General features: G+C 65.1%; 17 protein-coding genes and 1 pseudogene. 11 read left to right on the plus strand and 7 right to left on the minus strand.

Features of this window, described 5'->3' with window-relative positions; genetic code table 11:
- Both ABFP37_RS18385 and ABFP37_RS18390 read right to left on the minus strand, forming a co-directional pair.
- Positions 1-686, minus strand: a 686-nt coding sequence (locus tag ABFP37_RS18385) for an LLM class flavin-dependent oxidoreductase (protein WP_347034433.1), incomplete at its 3' end; no start/stop codon positions are given.
- 140 nt (positions 687-826) lie between these two features.
- Entirely contained in the window at positions 827-1,414 is a 588-nt protein-coding gene (locus tag ABFP37_RS18390) for an isochorismatase family protein (protein WP_347034434.1), read from the minus strand.
- A gap of 268 nt (positions 1,415-1,682) precedes the next feature.
- Between ABFP37_RS18390 and ABFP37_RS18395 the strand changes: the two genes are divergently transcribed.
- The gene (locus ABFP37_RS18395) at positions 1,683-2,177 is read left to right on the plus strand and encodes a MarR family transcriptional regulator (protein WP_347034435.1); all 495 of its coding nucleotides are present in this window, start codon (positions 1,683-1,685) and stop codon (positions 2,175-2,177) included.
- A 26-nt stretch (positions 2,178-2,203) separates the two neighbouring features.
- Here the strand turns inward: ABFP37_RS18395 and ABFP37_RS18400 are convergent, their stop codons facing one another.
- Positions 2,204-2,677: an SgcJ/EcaC family oxidoreductase gene (locus tag ABFP37_RS18400; protein ID WP_347034436.1), complete on the minus strand. Its 474-nt coding sequence runs from the start codon at positions 2,675-2,677 to the stop codon at positions 2,204-2,206.
- A gap of 530 nt (positions 2,678-3,207) precedes the next feature.
- Here ABFP37_RS18400 and ABFP37_RS18405 point away from each other — a divergent pair.
- From ABFP37_RS18405 to ABFP37_RS18420, 4 genes are all read left to right on the plus strand, one after another.
- Complete coding sequence (locus tag ABFP37_RS18405; RefSeq protein ID WP_347034437.1) at positions 3,208-3,588, plus strand: nuclear transport factor 2 family protein; 381 nt, start codon at positions 3,208-3,210, stop codon at positions 3,586-3,588.
- Positions 3,589-3,614: 26 nt separating this feature from the next.
- On the plus strand, positions 3,615-4,079 hold the full coding sequence (locus ABFP37_RS18410) for an SRPBCC family protein (RefSeq protein WP_347034438.1): 465 nt from the start codon (positions 3,615-3,617) through the stop codon (positions 4,077-4,079).
- Entirely contained in the window at positions 4,076-4,822 is a 747-nt protein-coding gene (locus ABFP37_RS18415; protein WP_347034439.1) for an SDR family NAD(P)-dependent oxidoreductase, read from the plus strand. Before ABFP37_RS18410 ends, ABFP37_RS18415 begins: the two co-directional genes overlap by 4 nt.
- Before the next feature lie 610 nt (positions 4,823-5,432).
- Positions 5,433-6,845 carry a DUF1338 family protein gene (locus ABFP37_RS18420; RefSeq protein WP_347034440.1) on the plus strand — a complete coding sequence of 471 codons (1,413 nt, stop codon included), beginning with the start codon at positions 5,433-5,435 and terminating at the stop codon, positions 6,843-6,845.
- Positions 6,846-6,979: 134 nt separating this feature from the next.
- On the opposite strand, the gene ABFP37_RS18425 is transcribed toward ABFP37_RS18420, so the two are convergent.
- From ABFP37_RS18425 to ABFP37_RS18440, 4 genes are all read right to left on the minus strand, one after another.
- Entirely contained in the window at positions 6,980-7,612 is a 633-nt protein-coding gene (locus ABFP37_RS18425; RefSeq protein WP_347034441.1) for an RraA family protein, read from the minus strand.
- Positions 7,609-8,049 carry a RidA family protein gene (locus ABFP37_RS18430; RefSeq protein ID WP_347034442.1) on the minus strand — a complete coding sequence of 147 codons (441 nt, stop codon included), beginning with the start codon at positions 8,047-8,049 and terminating at the stop codon, positions 7,609-7,611. The genes ABFP37_RS18425 and ABFP37_RS18430 overlap by 4 nt, the downstream gene beginning before the upstream one ends.
- The gene (locus tag ABFP37_RS18435; RefSeq protein ID WP_347034443.1) at positions 8,046-9,410 is read right to left on the minus strand and encodes an MFS transporter; all 1,365 of its coding nucleotides are present in this window, start codon (positions 9,408-9,410) and stop codon (positions 8,046-8,048) included. Before ABFP37_RS18435 ends, ABFP37_RS18430 begins: the two co-directional genes overlap by 4 nt.
- Positions 9,411-9,588: 178 nt before the next feature.
- Positions 9,589-10,770, minus strand: coding sequence for a helix-turn-helix domain-containing protein (locus ABFP37_RS18440; RefSeq protein WP_347034444.1), 1,182 nt, complete (start codon positions 10,768-10,770; stop codon positions 9,589-9,591).
- Positions 10,771-11,002: 232 nt separating this feature from the next.
- On the opposite strand from ABFP37_RS18440, the gene ABFP37_RS18445 reads away from it, so the two are divergent.
- The 6 genes and pseudogenes from ABFP37_RS18445 (at position 11,003) to ABFP37_RS18470 (ending at position 18,241) form a co-directional block, all read left to right on the plus strand.
- Complete coding sequence (locus ABFP37_RS18445) at positions 11,003-12,628, plus strand: thiamine pyrophosphate-dependent enzyme (RefSeq protein ID WP_347034445.1); 1,626 nt, start codon at positions 11,003-11,005, stop codon at positions 12,626-12,628.
- Positions 12,629-12,640: 12 nt separating this feature from the next.
- Entirely contained in the window at positions 12,641-14,047 is a 1,407-nt protein-coding gene (locus tag ABFP37_RS18450) for a gamma-aminobutyraldehyde dehydrogenase (RefSeq protein ID WP_347034446.1), read from the plus strand.
- A gap of 15 nt (positions 14,048-14,062) precedes the next feature.
- Positions 14,063-15,883 (plus strand): amidohydrolase, encoded by a 1,821-nt coding sequence (locus ABFP37_RS18455; protein WP_347034447.1) that lies wholly within the window; start codon positions 14,063-14,065, stop codon positions 15,881-15,883.
- Positions 15,880-17,136: a M20 family metallo-hydrolase gene (locus ABFP37_RS18460; protein ID WP_347034448.1), complete on the plus strand. Its 1,257-nt coding sequence runs from the start codon at positions 15,880-15,882 to the stop codon at positions 17,134-17,136. Before ABFP37_RS18455 ends, ABFP37_RS18460 begins: the two co-directional genes overlap by 4 nt.
- Positions 17,117-17,623 (plus strand): annotated as a pseudogene (locus tag ABFP37_RS18465) (6-phosphofructokinase); the annotation flags it as partial. The gene ABFP37_RS18460 and the pseudogene ABFP37_RS18465, both read left to right, overlap by 20 nt.
- Before the next feature lie 9 nt (positions 17,624-17,632).
- A complete protein-coding gene (locus ABFP37_RS18470) occupies positions 17,633-18,241 on the plus strand; it encodes an acyl-homoserine-lactone synthase (RefSeq protein WP_131949441.1) in 609 nt (202 codons plus the stop codon).
- Positions 18,242-18,444: the final 203 nt, after the last annotated feature.

Genomic DNA, 18,444 nt, shown 5'->3' on the forward strand with positions numbered 1-18,444 from the left:
TCGCGTGTGCCGTGTCCGTAGAACTCGTATCGGTCGCGGTAGTGGTTGACGAGGTTGACGAAGTGGTTTTTGGGGAAGAAGAGGTGGTTGGCGAAGAAGCCGTCGCCGTAGTAGGCGGCTTGTTCGGCGATCTCGGGGCTGCGGACGGAGCCGTGCCATACGAAGGGCGGGATTCCTCCCAGTGGTCGGGGGGTGGAGGTGAAGGCGGTGAGGGGTGTGCGGAACTTTCCCTGCCAGTTGACGACGTCTTTGCGCCAGAGCTGGTGCAGGAGGGCGTAGTTTTCGATGGCGAGCGGGATGCCGTCGCTGATGTTTTTCCCGAACCAGGGGTAGACGGGGCCGGTGTTTCCGCGTCCCATCATGAGGTCGACGCGGCCGCCGGAGAGGTTCTGCAGGACGGCGAAGTCCTCGGCGATTTTGACCGGGTCGTTGGTGGTGATCAGGGTTGTTGAGGTGGAGAGGATGATGCGTTTGGTTCTGGCGGCGATGTAGCCGAGCAGTGTCGTCGGTGAGGAAGCCACGAAGGGTGGGTTGTGGTGTTCTCCGGTGGCGAAGACGTCGAAGCCGACTTCCTCGGCCTTCTCGGCGAGGGCCACCATCATCTCCAGGCGTTGCTGTTCGCTGGGGGTCTGACCGCTGATGGGGTCGGTTCTGATGTCACCGACGGTGAATATTCCGAACTGCATGATGGTGAAGCCTTTCCGGGGGAGTGAAATTGGTTCCGGGCTACCCCGGCGGGGATGTCGAGGGCGGTGGCGGGTGGCGCCGGCTCGGGTGTGCCCGGCCGGCGCCGCTGGACCACGGGGTGTTTGTTTCGGACGTGTGGTTACTGCTGGGGGAGCAGTTCGCTGAGGATGGGCAGGATGGCGGTGCCTTCGGGGCTGGCCCAGCTGACGGCGAGTTCGGCCAGGAGCTGGTTGGTGGAGGTGATGGTGGCTCCGGCGCGTTCCATCCGGCGGATGGCGATCTCGTCGGCACGTGTGGTGGGGGAGCCTCCTGCGTCGGCGACGACCTGGACGTCGTAGCCTTCGGCCAGTGCGGTGAGTGTGGGGTAGACGGTGCAGACGTCGTTGGTGACGCCGGCGATGATCAGCTTGCGCCGGCCGGAGGCCTTGACGGCTGCGGCGAAGTTCTCGTCATCGAGCGCGTTCACCACGCCCTGGCGCTGAATGCGGGAGGCGAACTCCTCGGGGGCGATATCCGCCAGTTCGGACAGCAGCGGACCCTGGGCGTATGCCTCCATGGAGGAGGTCAGCACCAGCGGGATCTCGAGGGCCTTGGCGGTCTTGGCCAGGGCGAGTGAGTTGGCTTTGAGCTCGTCGAACTCGATGGAACGGACCCATCCCATCGTGCCGACCTGGTGGTCGATCAGCAGCATGGCGGTGTTCTGGGCGGTAAAGGACTGCTCGGACATGGTGGTTTCTCCTACGTCGTGGGTTAGCGGGTGACGGTGCGGGTATCTTCCCGGTGGGAAACACCCTCTTCAACCGATTGGTTGGTCGGCCAATGATCTCTTCAACTATGGGCTTTGGGAAAGTATTCCCGCTGGGTAGGTGAATTTTCGGCGCTCCTCGTGTTCTTCCCTTAGATGGCCTAAAATCTTGTTGGTTGACCAAGCGTTGATCAACGGCAGTGCCGGAACCCCAACCCTCCTGGCTGCCCTCTGAAAGAAGGTCGTAGTTATGTCTGCACGTGGGAAAGTTCATACGGCCGACGAGGCGGTCCCCGCCATTGAAGGTGCCCCCATTAGTGAAGCCATTTTTCGCGTCGCCAGGGTTCACCGTCTTGTTGCCGGGGCTCTGTTGCGTGATACCGGGCTCTACACGGGTCAGGAAGTCCTGATGATGGCGTTGTGGGAGAAGGGGGAACAGCGTCAGACGGACCTGATCAAAACGCTGGGCCTCGATCCTTCGACCGTTACGAAAATGCTCCAGCGCCTGGAACAATCTGGTTTCGTCACGCGCAAACCCTCAACTGTTGATCGCCGCACCATCATGGTGAGCGCCACGCGCGCCGGGCAAGCCTTGCGGAACCAGGTGGAAGAGATCTGGCGGGGGCTGGAGGAGGTGACGACGGCGGGACTGGCCGAAGAAGACCGCGCCACGGCGATGCGGCTGCTGGAGCGGATCGAATCCAACCTGGCAGGCGAATCGGAGCACGCGGCAGCGAAAGACTGACCCTGACTAGAATCCTGATGTGGGCGTTATGCCCCTGGTCGGGTGCCGTGCCGGGCCGCGTAAGTCTCCGGCGTTAGTCCTTCGCTGGTCGCAATGTAAGTTTGCATCCCCGGGACGGCGTCGGTGTTCTGTGCACTGACCGCCAGCCACCCCCCAGTCTGTTGCCGGACTGTAGTGAAGCTGATGACTCCACGCCTGGTCCCTGCCGTTTCCCCAGCGGGCGTGATCTGCCCGGTCATTATCCAACTCGCGTGGACAACGGCAACGTCTGCCCCGAGTTGTCGAACCGTGACGCGCTCAAGTGCCATGACAGTGTGCGGGAACATGTGCTGGAAGCCATAAGCATGGTTGTCCCGGATCTGCCTGCGGTTTGTCCACCACAGGCCGACGACGTTGACGAAGTCGGCGTCCTCTTCGAAGAGCGCCGCCAACGCCACAGGATCGGCCGCGTTCCATGCCGCCGCGAAGTCCTCGGCGATGATACGGGGACTTGGGGTCATGCCGTAAGCCTATCGTCTATCGGCGCCCCGACGGGGGTAAGCTGCCAGGCCCCGCCAATGAGGCTGCATCAACACGGACTCCAGTGAGACGATCGACCACCTTCGTCCTCCGACGGGGAATCTTGGCGATTCGGACGATAGACCCCTGTGAAACTGCCTCACGGGGCTAATGGGATCAAGGTGCCCTCGAGGGATAATGGGCGAAAGAGTTAGCGGACAACGGTGTTCCGAATCGGGCCGCTCTCGTGACCGCCAAGCTGCTGTAAACCCAATCGCCAGCCCTGCGAAGTTGCGCTGAGATCAACAGCTGTTGTTCTCATAGGCCGGTTGTCACCTTTGTGCACTCATTATTTTGCTTGTGTTCCGCTCACCGGGACATTGCTTGACCTGCATGTACAACTGCATACACTTTGAGCTATCGATGCGTCATTCGAACCCGGTCAAAAGTCCGGCAATGTGTGGCCGCATATCGACACGCCTCACGCTGGTTCATTCCAGAGCACGCCACACCGTTTCAAAGGAGAAGCACCATGGCCCGTAATTTGCAGGAAACCCTCGACTCTATAGACAACCAGAACGCTTTCGGCTTCGTCGCTGGTCTCACTGACGACGTAGTCTTCACGTTCGGCAATCACCCGTCGGTTGTCGGCCACGATGCGGTGATCGCAGGAGTCGAGGCTTTCTGGTCGTCGATCGGCGGACTCCGCCACCGCATCCAGGACCTGTGGGAGGTTGAAGCCGATGTCACTGTTGTGTGGCTCCTCGTGGACTACACGCGCCTTGATGGCCAGGTCGTGACGGTGCCGTGCGTCGACATCCTGCGCTGGACCGGCGACCAGATCTCTGATTGGCGGATCGTGGTAGACGTCGCCCCGATCTACGCGCCGCTGAGTGCACTCGCCGCGTCCTGACCATTCAACACGCCGAGGAGGCAACCATGATCTTCGTCAGCCAGTCCCTTCCGGTCAACGAAAACGGCCAACCCGTGCTGAAACGTGCCGACGTTTGGGACGGCCTTGTCCTGAAAGCGAACAACGCGCTGCCGTTCGTCGCTGCTATGACCGACTGTGTTGTCACCGAACGGCACAGCGATACGGTCTTCGACCGCGACATAGTGCTGCGCGGCGAGCCCCACCGCGAACGAATCACACTGCTCGAGCCGCGCCGGGTCGTCTTCACGCGCATCGCGGGCCCGGTCCTGGGCACCATTGCCAACGAGATCGAGGGTGAGGACGACGATCTGCACCTGCGATTCAGCTTCGCGCTCGTAATCTCCGGAGTTGAGCCCGGCTCGGCCGAGGAGCAGCGTTACGCCGACAGTATGACCGATGACTATCTCAAGGCAGTTGCCTCGACACTCGGGGCAATGCGTAAGAACAAGACAGAAGGAGCAAGGGCATGACAGGACGATTCACAGGCCGTACCGCGGTTGTAACGGGCGCGGCCAGTGGCGTGGGCCGCGCGTACGCGCTTCGCCTCGCTAGCGAGGGGGCCAACATCGCGATCCTCGATCTGGCGGACGCCTCCGCCGTGCTCGACGAGGTCCGCGCCTTCGGCGTCGACGCCGTGGGCATTCGACTCGACCTGACCAACCACGAGGCTGTGCTCGCAAGCGTGTCGGAGGTCGAAGCCGCTGTCGGGACCGTTGACATCCTCGTCAACAACGCCGGCATCTACCCGAATGTTCCGCTCGCAGACATGTCGCTGGCGCAGTACCAGCAGACCATGACTATCAACGCGCAATCTGTGTTCTCCTGCATACAGGCATACTCGACGGGCATGAAGGAGCGCGGCTACGGGCGCATCGTCAATATGGTGAGCAATTCGGTGAACCTAGTCATGACCGGCTTCGCGCACTACTTTGCGTCCAAGATGGCGGTCATAGGTCTTACCCGTGGCGCCGCTACCGAGCTCGCCGAGTCTGGTATCACGGTTAACGCGATTGGCCCGAGCCTCGTGCGAACCCCCGGCACGGCATCTGGCCCTGCCGAGTTCTTTGAGATCGTGCCGCAGCTGCAGGCGATCAAGCGCGTGGAGGAGCCGGAGGATCTGGTCGGAGCCCTCGCCTTCCTGGTCAGCGACGACGCTGCGTTTATGACCGGCCAGACCATCTGGGTCGACGGTGGTCTCGTGCGCGGCGCATAGGGGACGAAAGGGCTGGCCGGCCGTTTCCGAAAATGCCTTCGGCGAAAGTCTCAACGCCAGATCATCGGCCTATTACGTGGGTTCAGGCCGTGGCGCGGAGATGGGACGGGCCTGCGGGCACTTCTGCGGGGCGGCCGGCCTTGAATCAAACCTGCAACGGCACTGAATCTCACCCAAAAGATCGAGCAGTTCCAGCACGGTCTTCAAGAGGGGATCCCGCCGTCCGGGAGAACGAGTGGCAGGGTACGCTGCGAACGATTCCTGAATGTCAGGGTCTTGTCGATGTTTCCATGGCTAAAGACTGCCGGGCTGGAGGCAAAACTTCTTGCCGGGTCCCCTTCAGTGGTTCATCCGTGCCGGCCTCCTATTACTGAATCGTCGGCGGCCGGCTCTCGGACAATGACCTACGAGGATCCTCGGCATGTATTTTTTTCGGACAGCACCGGCGTTAGGGCGGATTGGGGCCGCCGAACAGACCTGGATCCTCGCATTCATCGTTGGCCTTCGGCGCACACCCCGCAAGCGGAAGCACCAAACCATGCGACTGGGCCAGTTATTATCGAAGGCTGCCCCGGCACGTAGCTCCTACTGCCAAACCGGAAGGAACTTAATGTCATTCCTTGAGCTATGGCAGCTACGGGCCGAATTCGCCCGCAGGCTGTCCGTCATGTACGGAGAAGAAGTGCCCGCCTACAACACTCTTGTTGAGGTATCCACCGAGGTCAATGAAGACTTCCTCAGGCGCAAAGGCGCTGAAGCGGAGCGACTTGGCAGCATCGCCCGGGTCACCGCCGAACGCCACGGAGCCATCCGAGTTGGATCTGCCAAAGAAATGGCCCAGGTCGCCCATGTTTTCGCTGGCTTCGGAATGCACCCCGTGGGCTTCTATGACCTGCGGGACGCGTCCAAGTCATCAGTCCCCGTCGTCTCCACCGCATTCCGCCCGGTGGACCGCGACGAACTGGCCCGGAACCCGTTCCGAGTCTTCACCTCCATGCTCGCTGCCGACGACCCCCGTTTCTTCACCGAGGAACTTCAAGAACGCCTGCGCGAGTTCATCGGCGCCCGTACCCTGTTCCCCGATGAGCTTCTGGAGCTGGCCGACAAGTCCGCTTCCAATGCCGGCCTAGACGAGACTGACGGGACTCGGCTCCTTGATCTCTCTACTGCCGCCTTCAAACTTTCCGACGACCCCGTCGACAAAGCCTGGTACAGGAAGCTCGAAGCCGTCTCGGCGGTCGCCGCGGACATCGGCGGCGTGACCACCACCCACATCAACCACCTCACCCCCAGGGTCCTTGACATTGACGACCTCTACGCACGGATGGAGGCCAGCGGGATCACCATGATCGACGAGATCCAAGGGCCGCCGCGTTGGGATGGTCCGGACATTCTGCTGCGCCAGACCTCCTTCCGCGCCCTCGCCGAAGAACGGACCTTCCGCTTCGAAGACGGAACTGTGGCTCCTGGAGCATTGCGCGTTCGTTTCGGCGAAGTCGAACAGCGCGGCATCGCGCTCACCCCGGCCGGACGTGGCCTCTACGACCGGATGGCCGCGGAAACCGACCGCCGCCTGGCCGCAGGCGAGGGCCACGGCGTCCGCGTCGACGTTGCCCGGGGAGTCTGGGAGGAAAGCCTACCCCGTACCGAGAAAGAGCTGGCGCTGAAGAAGCTGGCCTACTTCACCTACGCGGTCGACGACGACGCCTTGGCGGCGCATTACGGCGGTTCCCTGCAGGGGCGCACGGTGTCTCTGGACGTGCTGATTGAAAACGGCGTCGCACTCCTTGAACCAATCGTCTATGAGGACTTCCTGCCACGGTCCGCCGCCGGGATTTTCCAGTCCAACCTCACTGACGAGGGAACCCGCGACGACGCCCAGACCGGCACGGACGTCGACATTTCGATGATGTCGCAAATCGTCGGACGGACCGTGGCAGACCCGAACGAGCTCTACCAGCGTCAACAGGCCGATTCCGTTCGAGCCCTCGGTGAAGTCCTGGGGTCTGACGTCACCAGCTGAGCGGGCACGCCGGTTCGTGCTCGCCCCAGAAGCCTCAACTCGACTGGGGTCCCGGTGCCGGTTAATCGCCGCACGCTGCCAGCCAGCACGCTGCTGGCAGCGCGTGGGTTGGCAGCGTGCGGCGGTCAGACGCTTCAGTGCACGAGCAGCGATTCGAGTGGTTCACCCGCGGCGATCCGTGCCAGCAGTTCCGGCTCCGCCGCGTCCGATGCCAGTGCCCGCTCCAGGACAGCTGTCGCCTCTTCCTGGGTCAGCACGATCACGCCATTGTCGTCGCCCAGCACCCAGTCGCCGGGATGGACCTCGACGCCGCCGCACATCACGGGGACGTTGACGGCGGAACCGTCGTGGTGAATCCGTTTGGTGGTCAGGCATGACGTGCCGCGGGAGAACACCGGAAGGCCGGTGGCCCGGAGCTCCGGGAGGTCCGTGGCGACGCCGTCGACCACTACGCCGGCGGCGCCCTGTGCCGTTGCCGCGGCTGCCGTGACAGCTCCGACGGGGGCATGCCGGTGGTCACCGGACATGTCCACCACCAGCACCGCGCCGGGGTACAGCGCCAGCAGGGCACGGTTCATGGCGAAGGCGTCGTTCCCGGCGATCCGCACTGTCACTGCCGGTCCGGCGACCTTGGCGCCGTCGAGCAGGGACTGGATGGCCGGGTCCAGGAAGCCGTCCTCCAGGAAATGGCCGATGGTGGGATAGCTGACGTCCGCGATCCTGTCCGCCAGCGTGTCACTGGCGTCCTGGACGCCGACGACGCTCACGGGGCCACCGCCACGGCGGCCCCGGACGGGACCACCGCCACGCATTCGATTTCCAGCGCAACGCCCCACAGGCTGACGCAGACCGATGTCCGGGCAGGCTTGGCGGCGCCGAAGAACTCCACATACACGCGGTTGTACTCCTCGAGCTGGCCGGGGTCGGTGAGGTACGTGTTCACTTTGACCACGTGTTCCAGGCCCGACCCGGCGGCCTTCAGCACCGACTCCAGGTTCCGGATGGTCTGGCGCACCTGCTCCGTGAAGGATTCCGGCTGGTCGTCCAGGCGGCTGATCGCGGGGATCTGGCCGGCGGTGAATACGAACCCGTTGGCCACCACCGCCTGGGAGAAGGGCCCGACGGCGGCCGCCCCGCCGGGGATTTCGGCGATCCGGCGTACGGTGCCGCCGTCGGCTGCTGACGTCAGGGGCGCGGCAGTCACTTAGCGGCCACCGCCTGGCCGGCCTCAGCGGGTGCCATGTCCACGGCGTCGATGTTGCCGTGCCTGGTTTCCGTCAGGACAAACAATGCCCCCAGGGAGACAAGGGCGGCGGCCATGATGTACCAGGCGATGGACGAGCTCTGGTGCGTCACGCCGAGCAGCCAGGTGGTGATGAAGGGTGTTGCGGCGCTGCCGAGAAGGCCGGAAAGCATGTAGGCAACCGACAGGCCCGAGTAGCGGACCTTGGAGCCGAACAGTTCGGCAAGGAACGTGGCGATGGGCCCGTAGTTGGCGGCGAAGGCCGTCATCATGGCCAGGTAGGCGACGAACAGGAGCGGCACGGACTTGGTGTCCATGAGCCAGAACATCGGGAAGGCCAGGGCTGCCTCGGCGATCACGCCGGCGTAGATGATCGGCTTGCGGCCGTACCTGTCGGAGAGCTGGCCGAAGAAGGGGATCAGGACAAAGCACAGGGCACAGGCGGCCAGCACGACCCACAGCATGAGGGCCTCGGAGTGCCCCAGTTCCTTCTTGCCGTAGGAGACGCCGGAGGCAACGAGCAGGGTGAACGTACTGCCGGTGGACAGCGTGGCAACGCCGCCCAGGATGACCTGCTTCCAGTACTTGGCCATCAGGGCCGCGAAGGGCAGCTTGGCCTTGGCGCCGGCATCCTTGACTGCCTGGAAGGACGGGGTCTCCTCGATGTGGAGCCGGATGTAGATGCCCACGGCCACAAGCAGTGCGGAAGCCATGAACGGGATGCGCCAGCCCCAGCTGAGGAGGGCTTCGGTGCTGACACTCGAGGCGACGATCAGGAAGGCCACGTTGGCGATCAGGGTTCCGGCGGGTACGCCCACCTGGACCAGCGAACCGTAGAAGCCGCGCCGGGTAGGAGGCGCGTGTTCAACCGTCATCAGCACGGCTCCGCCCCATTCACCGCCGAGGGCCAGGCCCTGGATGACGCGGAGGAAGAGCAGCAGCAGGGGCGCCATGATGCCGATGCTGTTGTAGTCCGGCAGCAGGCCGATGGCGAAGGTGGCCGCGCCCATGGTCAGCAGCGAGATGAGGAGCATGGACTTGCGGCCCAGCCGGTCACCGAAGTGGCCGAAGATGATGGCGCCCACCATGCGGGCGATGTAGGCCGACGCGAACGTGCCGAACGCGAGCATGGTGCCCACGATGGGGTCGAAACTGGGGAAGAAGATCTTGTTGAAGACCAGCGCGGAAGCTGTTCCGAAAACGAAGAGGTCGTACCACTCGACGGTGGTTCCGATCACGCTGGCGAGAGCGATTTTGCGCATTTTTGCGAGGTCCAGCCGTGCCGTAGCAGCGGCGGCGGTGGTGTTTACCATGTTAGCCATCAGTTCTCCAGATGGGGTGCGGGGACGATTGTCCGATGCAGGTTGCTTCCCACTATCCTGTGTCAGCCATCACAGTTCAATGGCAAAAAATCCACCAAAAATCCGCCAAAATTGTGTGTTCACACAATGCTGAAGAAAAGTCCTGCCGCGCCCCGCGCAGGTCGGGCTTGGGCCCGGGTCATGCCCACGCAACCACCAGCCGGGCTGCCTGGGAGGGGACCGTGAGGTCGATCCCGGTCAGGTCCTGGAAGCGGTTCAGTCGGTTGAGGATGGTGTTCCGGTGGCAGAAAAGGGCCTGTGCCGTGGTGGTGATATTCCCTGTGGACAGGAAATGGCGAACCGTTTCCTCCAGGCGTTCGCGTTCTCCGCCACGGCACGGCGAGAGTGCGGAGTCCAGGTCGGCCCACAGATCCAGGCCGGCGTCCTGGAGCTGCTGCTTGGCGAGCCTGGCCCAGGCGCCGGCGGCAGTCAGGGGGCCCTTGTCCGAGGGGTGCAGGAGCAGGGCCAGCCGCTCGGCGGTCCGGGCGGCGGACGGGAGGGCGCGCAGGCCGGCAAAGCCTTCCACATAGCCGCAGGGGATCCCGGCGATGCCGGCCGGGAGATGGCCAGGTCGTGCCCCTCCGCGGGATTCACGGCCGAGTGCCCAGAAAACATAGGCGCTGCCGCCGAATTCGTGCACAAAGAGCCGCTGCGAGGACTGCGGGCCCTGGGCTGCGATGGCGCGCAGTTGTGACGCAGCCTCCCCGCTGGCCGCAACTATGGAGAACCGCGCGTCAGGATCGGTAACAAGCGCTGCTGCCGCCTGGCTGATGGTGTCTGCAGAGAGTTCGGACTTGCTGAAAAGCCGTGCGATGAATTCACGGCGGATATTTGATGCCTCCTGTGCCATGCGCACCCGTTCCGCCGAGTAGCTCGAGTGCGTATGGGTAGCGAATTCATCGACAACGCGCCACACCCTGTCCACGCGGGACGTGAGGAGCATTGCGTCTTCGGGATCAGCGATCAGCAGCAGGTCATCCCACAGAATGCTGAAATCCAGACGCACGGCCGAGATCAGCGCCTCGGGGGAGATCCCGGCACGCGCCCTCTTGGTGCCAAGTTCCGAGGAGAACCGCATCAGCGAATCATGGTCGCCATTGAGGCCCGACTGCTGCAACTCCTTGTCTCGGAGCCCGTCCACGAGGCGGCGGAACGTCTCGCGGGCCGTATCCCGGAGTTCTTCGAGGCCCACCCTGTTGCCGGCATACTCGGGAATCTCCTGAACCCGGGCCATGAAGAGGTCCACGAGTTCGTCGAGGCGCCCGTGCAGCCGCTCCACCAGTTCTCCCCAGCGGGAGGCGTTGTCCTGACTGTTGTGCATTCTCACATTCTAGGGCCAAAATCCCGTGGTGTATTGCTAGTTATTTTGGGTGAACCTACTGGAAGAATGGAGTGAGGCCCACGGGTGAGCCACATCACGCGGCCGGCGGCGACAGGAGCCGCGCGTTCGCAGTATCCGGGTCTGAATTTGTCGTCCCGCTGGTCGTGTCGGTCCTGCCACGCTCTCAGAGATGGTTTTGCCCGCCTCAGTATCGAAGAAGAAGGTATAAGCATTGAGTACAACAACCACCGCGGGGCACCTCATCGTTGCCCAGCTTGAACGGGCTGGCATCCAGCGCGTCTACGGAGTCCCCGGCGAAAGCTTCCTGGATGTCCTGGACGGCCTGCACGGTTCCTCCATTGAAACCGTGGTGTCCCGGCACGAAGGCGGCGCGGGCTTTATGGCCCTCGCCGAGGGCCGGCTCACTGAGCTGCCCGGGGTGGCCATGGTGACCCGCGGGCCCGGTGCGGCCAATGCCTTCATTGCCATCCACACCGCCCACCAGGACGCCACCCCCTTGATCCTTTTTGTGGGGCTGATTCCGGTGGCGGACCGCGGCCGGGAATCCTTCCAGGAGTTCGACATCAACGCCTGGTTCGGCAGCACCGCCAAGAAGGTGGTGACGCTCGACGACGCCGCTTCCGCCGCCCGCGTGGTGGACGACGCGATCTTCACCGCACTGAGCGGCCGGCCCGGACCGGTGGTGATCGGGCTCCCCGAGGACGTCCTGGTCCACGCCATTGAGTCCGGGACGGTGGAACCCCGCGCCGTTGCACGGACCGAACCGACACCCTCGGACCTCGCCGCGCTGGAGCAGCGCCTGGCGGCAGCACGCAAGCCGCTGATCGTGGTGGGCGGTGAAGGCTGGAACCAGGCTTCTTCCGAAGCGTTGGCCGGCTGGGCTACCCGGCACGGCGTGCCCGTCCTTGCCGACTTCCGCGCTTACGACGCCGTTCCCCACAATAGCGACGCCTACGCCGGCTACCTCGGCTACGCCCGAAGCGACGACAACGCCCGCCGGCTCGACGAAGCAGACCTGCTGGTCTTCGTGGGTTGCGTCCGCGCCGACGTTCTCTCGGATGGCTATAAGCGCGGCCTGGATGCCGTCACCGTGGTGGTCAACCTCGATGCCGACCTCCTGGGCCACTTCGGTCGGTTGGATCAGCACATTCCCGCCCATGTGGCATCGTTCTCGCACGCCCTCGCTGCCACTGCATCCGCTGTACAGCCCGCAGCCGGCTGGCTGGCCGAGGCCCGCGCCGATTACGAAAAGTTCTCCTCCGCCCAGCCGGACGGCGGGACGGGGGTGGACCTCGCCGTCGTGATGGAAATCCTGAAGCAGGAAATGGACGACGACGCCGTCATCACCTACGGGGCCGGGAACCACACGCTGTGGCCGGCCCGCTACCTGAAGCACAACAGTGCCAACTCCCTCGCGGCACCGCGCAACGGCGCCATGGGCATGGGCATCCCCGCCGCCGTGGCCGCTTCGCTGGCCTTCCCGGGCCGGCAGGTCATCTCCGTTGCCGGCGACGGCTGTTTCCTGATGAACGGCCAGGAACTGGCCACAGCCATGGGGCACGGCGGCAGGTTCATCGTCCTGGTGGTGGACAACGGCATCTTCGCCACTATTCGCGAACACCAGGAAGGCCACTACCCGGGCCGTCCGTCCGGAACGCACATGACCAATCCGGACTTCGCCGCCCTGGCCCGCTCCTATGGCGGCTACGGGGAACGCGTGGACAGGGCCGAGGACTTCGCCGCAGCTTTCCGCCGCGCCGCCGATTCGGGGCTCCCGGCCGTGCTGCACCTGCCGCAGGACCCCGCCACCCGTTCACCCAAGACCGCCAGTAACTGACCGGAGCATTCCATGATCACGCTGAACAACATCATCAACGGCCAGTCCGTTTCGGCTCCGGGCTCCCTGCCGTTCTTCGACCCAGCAACGGGACTCCAGATCGGCACCGCCCCGGACAGCAACGCCGCCACCGCGGACCTCGCCTTCCGGGCCGCGCAGCAGGCGTTCAAGGCCTACAAGCGCACGACGCCGGGCGAACGCCAGGCGCTGCTGCTGCAGCTCGCTGACCTCATCGAAACCAACGCGGACCGCCTGCTGGAGGCCGAGGTTGCGTGCACGGGCAAGCCCCGGGCCGCGACCCGTGAACTGGAGATCCTGCGCGGCGCGGACCAGCTGCGGTTCTTCGCCGGCGCCTGCCGGGTGGTGTCCGGGACGGCTTCCACGGAGTACGTCCAGGGCTTCACCTCCACCATCCGGCGCGAGCCGCTGGGCGTGGTCGCGCAGATCACCCCGTGGAACTACCCGTTCATGATGGCCATCTGGAAGATCGGCCCTGCCCTGGCCGCCGGCAACACCCTGGTCCTCAAGCCCGCCGACACCACACCGTGGTCCACGGTGCTCCTGGGCGAACTGGCCCAGGAGGTGTTCCCGGCCGGGGTCGTCAATATCGTCTGCGGCGGCCGTGACACCGGTGCCGCCATGGTCGATCACGAGATCCCCGAAATGGTCTCCATCACCGGCTCCACCCGTGCCGGCGCACAGGTCATGTCCGCCGCGGCTAAGTCGCTCAAGGACGTCCACCTGGAACTCGGCGGCAAGGCGCCGGCGATCGTCTTCGCCGACGTGGACATCGCCCAGACAGCCCAGGAAATCGCGCTGAGCGCGTTCTTCAACGCCGGCCAGGACTGCACCGCAGTGACCCGTGTACTGGTGGAGCAGTCCATCCACGCCGAGTTCGCGGCGGCACTCGGGTCCGCGGCGGCCGCGCTCACCGTGGGCGGGGACGACGCGGACCTCGGCCCGCTGAACAGCGCCGCGCAGCTTGAGCGGGTGGAGGGCTTCATGTCCCGGCTGCCGGCCAACGCTACGGTCCTCGCCGGCGGCAAGCGCACCGGCACGGGCTACTACTTCGAGCCCACGGTGATCGACGGCGTCTTCCAGAGCGATGAGGTGGTGTGCGACGAGATCTTCGGTCCCGTGCTGACCGTGCAGTCGTTCGCCACGGAGGAGGAGGCCATTGAGCTGGCCAACGGCACCAAGTACGCGCTGGCCTCCAGCGTCTGGTCCGAGAACCACGGAGTGGTCACCAGGGTGTCCATGGAGCTGGATTTCGGGGCCGTGTGGATCAACTGCCACCAGGTGATCCCGGCCGAGGCCCCGCACGGCGGCTTCAAGCACTCCGGCACCGGCAAGGACCTCTCCGTCTACGGACTCGAGGACTACACCCGGATCAAATCCGTCACCACCTCACACCGCTAGACAAGGCACCCCACCATGAAACTTGACCTGCTGCTGCGCAACGCGGACATCATCACGATGTCTGCTGACCGTCCGCGGGCCAATGCGCTGGGGGTGTGGCAGGGGCGCATCGTGGGCCTCGACGGCGACGTGGACGGGCTGGCCGCGGCTGAAGTCCGGGACATGGGCGGCGCCACGGTGACGCCGGGCTTCATCGACGCGCACTGCCACGCCGCGTGGTTTGGACTCGGCCTTGCGGAACTGGACGTTTCCGGTGCCCGGGGGCTGGACCAGCTGTACGCACTGGTGGAGGCGGAAGCGGCCCCCGGGTCCGCGCCGGCCGGGCGTGAATCGGCCCGGTCGGGGCAGGCGGAATCCTGGCTCCTGGCCTCGGGCTTCAACCAGCACCACCACGGCGGGGCCTTTCCCGACATCGCGGTGCTGGACCGGATCACGGGGGACCGGCCGCTGCTCATCCGGCACAACTCCGGGCATATGGCGGTGGTCAACACCGCCGCTTTGAAGCTGGCAGGTGCCCACTCGCCGTCGTTCCCGGACCCCGACGGCGGCGTGATCGTCCGCGACGCCGGCGGCAGTCCCACAGGCCTGGTCCAGGAAACAGCGCAGCAGCTGATCCAGGGGCTCATCCTGCCGTACTCCCTCGAGGCCCTCGAGGACGCATTGGACGGTGCCACCCGTCATTACGCCTCGGAAGGGATCACCAGCTTCACCGAAGCGGGGATCGGGGGAGGCTGGATCGGGCACAGCCCCGTAGAGTTCGCCGCCTACCAGCGTGCCCTGGCGGCGGGCAGGCTGCACGCACGTGCGCAGGTGATGCCTGTGCTGGACGTTCTCCATCCACTGGAAGGGTTCGCTCCCGGCGCTTCCGGCCCTGCCGGGCCGATCGGCCTGGACCTTGGCGTCGCCAGCGGCTTCGGCGACGACATGCTTTCCCTCGGCCCCGCGAAAGTTTTCCTCGACGGTTCGCTGCTGGGGGAGACAGCGGCGGTCAGCGAGGAGTTCTGCAGCCACGGCCGGCAGGACAACACCGGCAACCGCGGATATTTCCAGGCAGATCCGCGCCAGTTGAGGGCCAGGATCGAGGCCGCTTACGCCGCGGGGTGGGCCATCGCCGCGCACGCCATCGGCGACCGCGCGGTGGACGTTGCAATCGACGCCCTGGCCGGCTGCACGGCCAAATACGGGCGCAGGGCACTGCCGAACCGGATCGAACACGCGTCCATGGTCAGGCCCGAACAGCTGGCAGCCCTGGCCGCGGCCGGCATCGCGGTAACGCCGCAGGCAAGCTTCTTCCGGGACGGCGGCGACGGCATGACGGAATCACTGGGCACCGCTCGGCTCGGCTGGGCCTACCGGGCAGCGACGTTCCTCGCGGCCGGCGTGACGGTGGCCGGAAGTTCGGACCGGCCGGTGGCCGACGGCGACGTGCTCAAGGGAATGCAGGCCTTCGTGGAGCGCAAAATGGCCTCCGGCGGAGTATTCGGCAACCCGGACGAACGGCTCAGCCCGCACCAGGCCCTCGCTGCCTACACCACCGGTGCGGCCGCAGCCACCGGCGCAGGCGCCGTGAAAGGATCACTGGCCCCCGGCAAACTGGCGGACTTCACCGTCCTTTCCGGATCGCCCCTGACCGCCGCCAACATCACCGACCTCAACGTCCTGGCCACCGCCGTCGGCGGTTCTTTCACCTACCAGGCGGACGCACCCGCCGCCAGCCAGCCACCCGCTTCACCAACCACCGACCACCAACTTTCCGACCACCACCGACCACCAACTTTCCGACCACCACCGACCACCAACTTTCCGACCACCACCGTTCATAGGGGAACACCATGACCAGCACACCCACCTTCACCGCCCCCGACGCCGCCTTCGTTGAAGATTTCCGCACCATGAGCCGGTTCGGTGCCACCGACAACGGCGGCGTGGACCGCCAGGCGGCAACCCCCGCCGACGGGGAGCAACGCCGCTGGCTGACAGGCCTGCTGGAAGCCCAAGGATTCACCGTGAAGTTCGACCGCGCCGGCAACCAGTGGGGCCTCTTCGAGGCCGTACCGGGCGCACCGTTTGTGGTGGTCGGCTCGCACATGGATTCACAGCCGACGGCGGGCCGCTACGACGGTGCGTTCGGTGTCCTCGCCGCCGCCCACGCAGCATTCCGGCTGGTGGAGAAATGGGCCGGCGGCGCCGCCACGCCAAAGTTCAACGTCGCCGTCGTGAACTGGTTCAACGAGGAAGGCTCCCGTTTCAAGCCGTCCATGATGGGGTCCTCCGTCTACACCGGCAAGCTTGCCCTGGAAACGGCCCTGGACACCAGGGACACCCAGGGAATTACTGTCCGTGAAGCGCTGGACGGGATCGGCTGCCGCGGCGACTACGAAGGGCCCGTGGCCGCCTACTGCGCCGAAATCCACATTGAACAGGGCCGCAGCATGGAGCGCGAGGGCATCACCATCGGCCTGGTACAGTCCAGCTGGGCCGCCAACAAGTACGAGTTTGTGGTCCACGGCGAACAGGCCCACACCGGCTCCACCGTGATCGCGGACCGCAAGGACGCCCTCCTCGGCGCCGCCATGCTGGTGGTGGCCGCCCGCGAACTGGCTGACAGGTTTCCCGGCGTGCTGCACACCTCGGTGGGCGAACTGACCGTGTACCCCAACTCGCCGGTGGTGGTCCCGTCCAGGGTGAACCTCCTGCTGGACCTGCGCAGCGCGGACGAGTCCGTCCTGGCCGAGGCTGACGCCCTGCTCCACGAACGGATCCCGGCTATTGAACGGGCAGCGAACATCACTGTCGAACGGAACCACTCGCACTCCTGGCCGGTCACGCCCTACCAGACCCAAGGAGTGGAACTCGCAGCCAAGGTCGCCGCGGACCTGGGACTGTCCAGCAAGCAGGTCATGACCCTCGCCGGGCACGACTCCATCAACATGAAGGACCTCGTCCCCACCGTGATGCTGTTCGTCCCCAGCGTGGACGGAATCTCCCACAACGAGCACGAATACACCACCGACGAGGACATCGTCGCCGGTCTCGCCATGCTCACCGAAGTGGTCAGCCGTCTCTGCAATGGGGTGCTGGAGGACTAGAGGAGAAGCCCCGGGCGGGGAGCTCGGGGGCTCGCTAGGTGGGGACGACGAATTTGCGGCCACCGACTACACTTCGTATTCAACACAGAAGTACAGGTCGTCACAGAGGCCATCGACAGGCTGCGGACCACCGGAGAACCAGCCCACCGATCATGGTCGCCGGAGTCATTGGACGATATGCCGGCTGGATCGCGCCCTCCACGCGGGCACGGCGGCGGGCGCCCACGCCATTCTCACCGCTGAACAACCGGTATCGGCAGCCAAGATGGCCATCTGGGTCCAGGATGCCCAGCGGGGGGTCGGCCCCCTCGCCGTCTTGCCGGAGGGATTCATCGAACAGGGCCAGAAAGCTGCGCACTCAGAGCACTGGCGCGATACATTCGGACGCCCATGCCTGAGCGGAATCGGCGAAAAGGTCGCCCCCGAGATTGAAGCACCGACCGGAATCGAAAGCCGCGCCACCTTGCTTGGCCACATACAACGTGGGGGAGTGCCCATGCGGACCTTCGTTCACGAAGAAGGGCGGTTACCACACGAACTTGCAGCGGATCTCGGGCGCTACCGGCGCCGCGTGTTCGTCGAACAACTCGGTTGGGAGCTCCCGTCGGCGAACGAAAGCTTCGAGCGCGACCAGTTCGATCGCGACGATACCGTGTACGTGTTCGCGCGAAATGCCGGCGGCGACGTGTGCGGATGTGCGCGCCTGCTGCCCACGACGCGCCCGTATCTGCTGCAGTCGCTGTTCGCCGACCTGATCGCCGCAGACATGCCGCTGCCGCAATCGGCGGCCGTCTGGGAGCTGTCCAGGTTCGCGGCGACCGACGACGAAGGCGGGTCGGGCAATGCCGAGTGGGCCGTGCGGCCGATGCTCGCGGCCGTGGTCGAATGCGCGGCGCAGCTCGGCGCGCGGCAGCTGATCGGCGTGACGTTCGCGAGCATGGAGCGGCTGTTCCGCCGGATCGGCATACACGCGCACCGCGCAGGCCCGCCGAAGCAGGTGGACGGACGTCTGGTGGTCGCATGCTGGATCGATATTGATCCGCAAACGTTTGCGGCATTAGGAATCAAGCCGGGGCAGGCAGCCCGGCAAGCCATCGCCGCCTGATCAGCGTTCGACCGCGTTCTGGCTACGAGGCTGGGCAAGGCCGCAGTCGACTCCGTGGCGCACAACCGCTGGGGCACCATCGTCGCCCGCAAGGGCACGGCCATCGAGTCAATCGACATTGACAGGGCGCTAGGGAGCCTGAAGACCTTGCCCCAGGAATGATCGGATGAAGCCATCTTCCTCTTCGGGTGAGGACGTAGTCA

The organism is Burkholderia sp. RS01 (genome assembly GCF_039748055.1).
Lineage (GTDB): Bacteria > Actinomycetota > Actinomycetes > Actinomycetales > Micrococcaceae > Arthrobacter.

Bases quoted from the DNA above. Each gene is read 5' to 3' on its own strand.
- ABFP37_RS18455 (WP_347034447.1), top strand. From the start codon at position 14,063: ATGAAACTTGACCTGCTGCTGCGCAACGCGGACATCATCACGATGTCT.
- ABFP37_RS18390 (WP_347034434.1), bottom strand. From the start codon at position 1,414: ATGTCCGAGCAGTCCTTTACCGCCCAGAACACCGCCATGCTGCTGATC.
- ABFP37_RS18410 (WP_347034438.1), top strand. From the start codon at position 3,615: ATGATCTTCGTCAGCCAGTCCCTTCCGGTCAACGAAAACGGCCAACCC.
- ABFP37_RS18435 (WP_347034443.1), bottom strand. From the start codon at position 9,410: ATGGCTAACATGGTAAACACCACCGCCGCCGCTGCTACGGCACGGCTG.
- ABFP37_RS18405 (WP_347034437.1), top strand. From the start codon at position 3,208: ATGGCCCGTAATTTGCAGGAAACCCTCGACTCTATAGACAACCAGAAC.
- ABFP37_RS18415 (WP_347034439.1), top strand. From the start codon at position 4,076: ATGACAGGACGATTCACAGGCCGTACCGCGGTTGTAACGGGCGCGGCC.
- ABFP37_RS18420 (WP_347034440.1), top strand. From the start codon at position 5,433: ATGTCATTCCTTGAGCTATGGCAGCTACGGGCCGAATTCGCCCGCAGG.
- ABFP37_RS18395 (WP_347034435.1), top strand. From the start codon at position 1,683: ATGTCTGCACGTGGGAAAGTTCATACGGCCGACGAGGCGGTCCCCGCC.
- ABFP37_RS18450 (WP_347034446.1), top strand. From the start codon at position 12,641: ATGATCACGCTGAACAACATCATCAACGGCCAGTCCGTTTCGGCTCCG.
- ABFP37_RS18470 (WP_131949441.1), top strand. From the start codon at position 17,633: ATGCGGACCTTCGTTCACGAAGAAGGGCGGTTACCACACGAACTTGCA.
- ABFP37_RS18440 (WP_347034444.1), bottom strand. From the start codon at position 10,770: ATGCACAACAGTCAGGACAACGCCTCCCGCTGGGGAGAACTGGTGGAG.
- ABFP37_RS18460 (WP_347034448.1), top strand. From the start codon at position 15,880: ATGACCAGCACACCCACCTTCACCGCCCCCGACGCCGCCTTCGTTGAA.
- ABFP37_RS18400 (WP_347034436.1), bottom strand. From the start codon at position 2,677: ATGACCCCAAGTCCCCGTATCATCGCCGAGGACTTCGCGGCGGCATGG.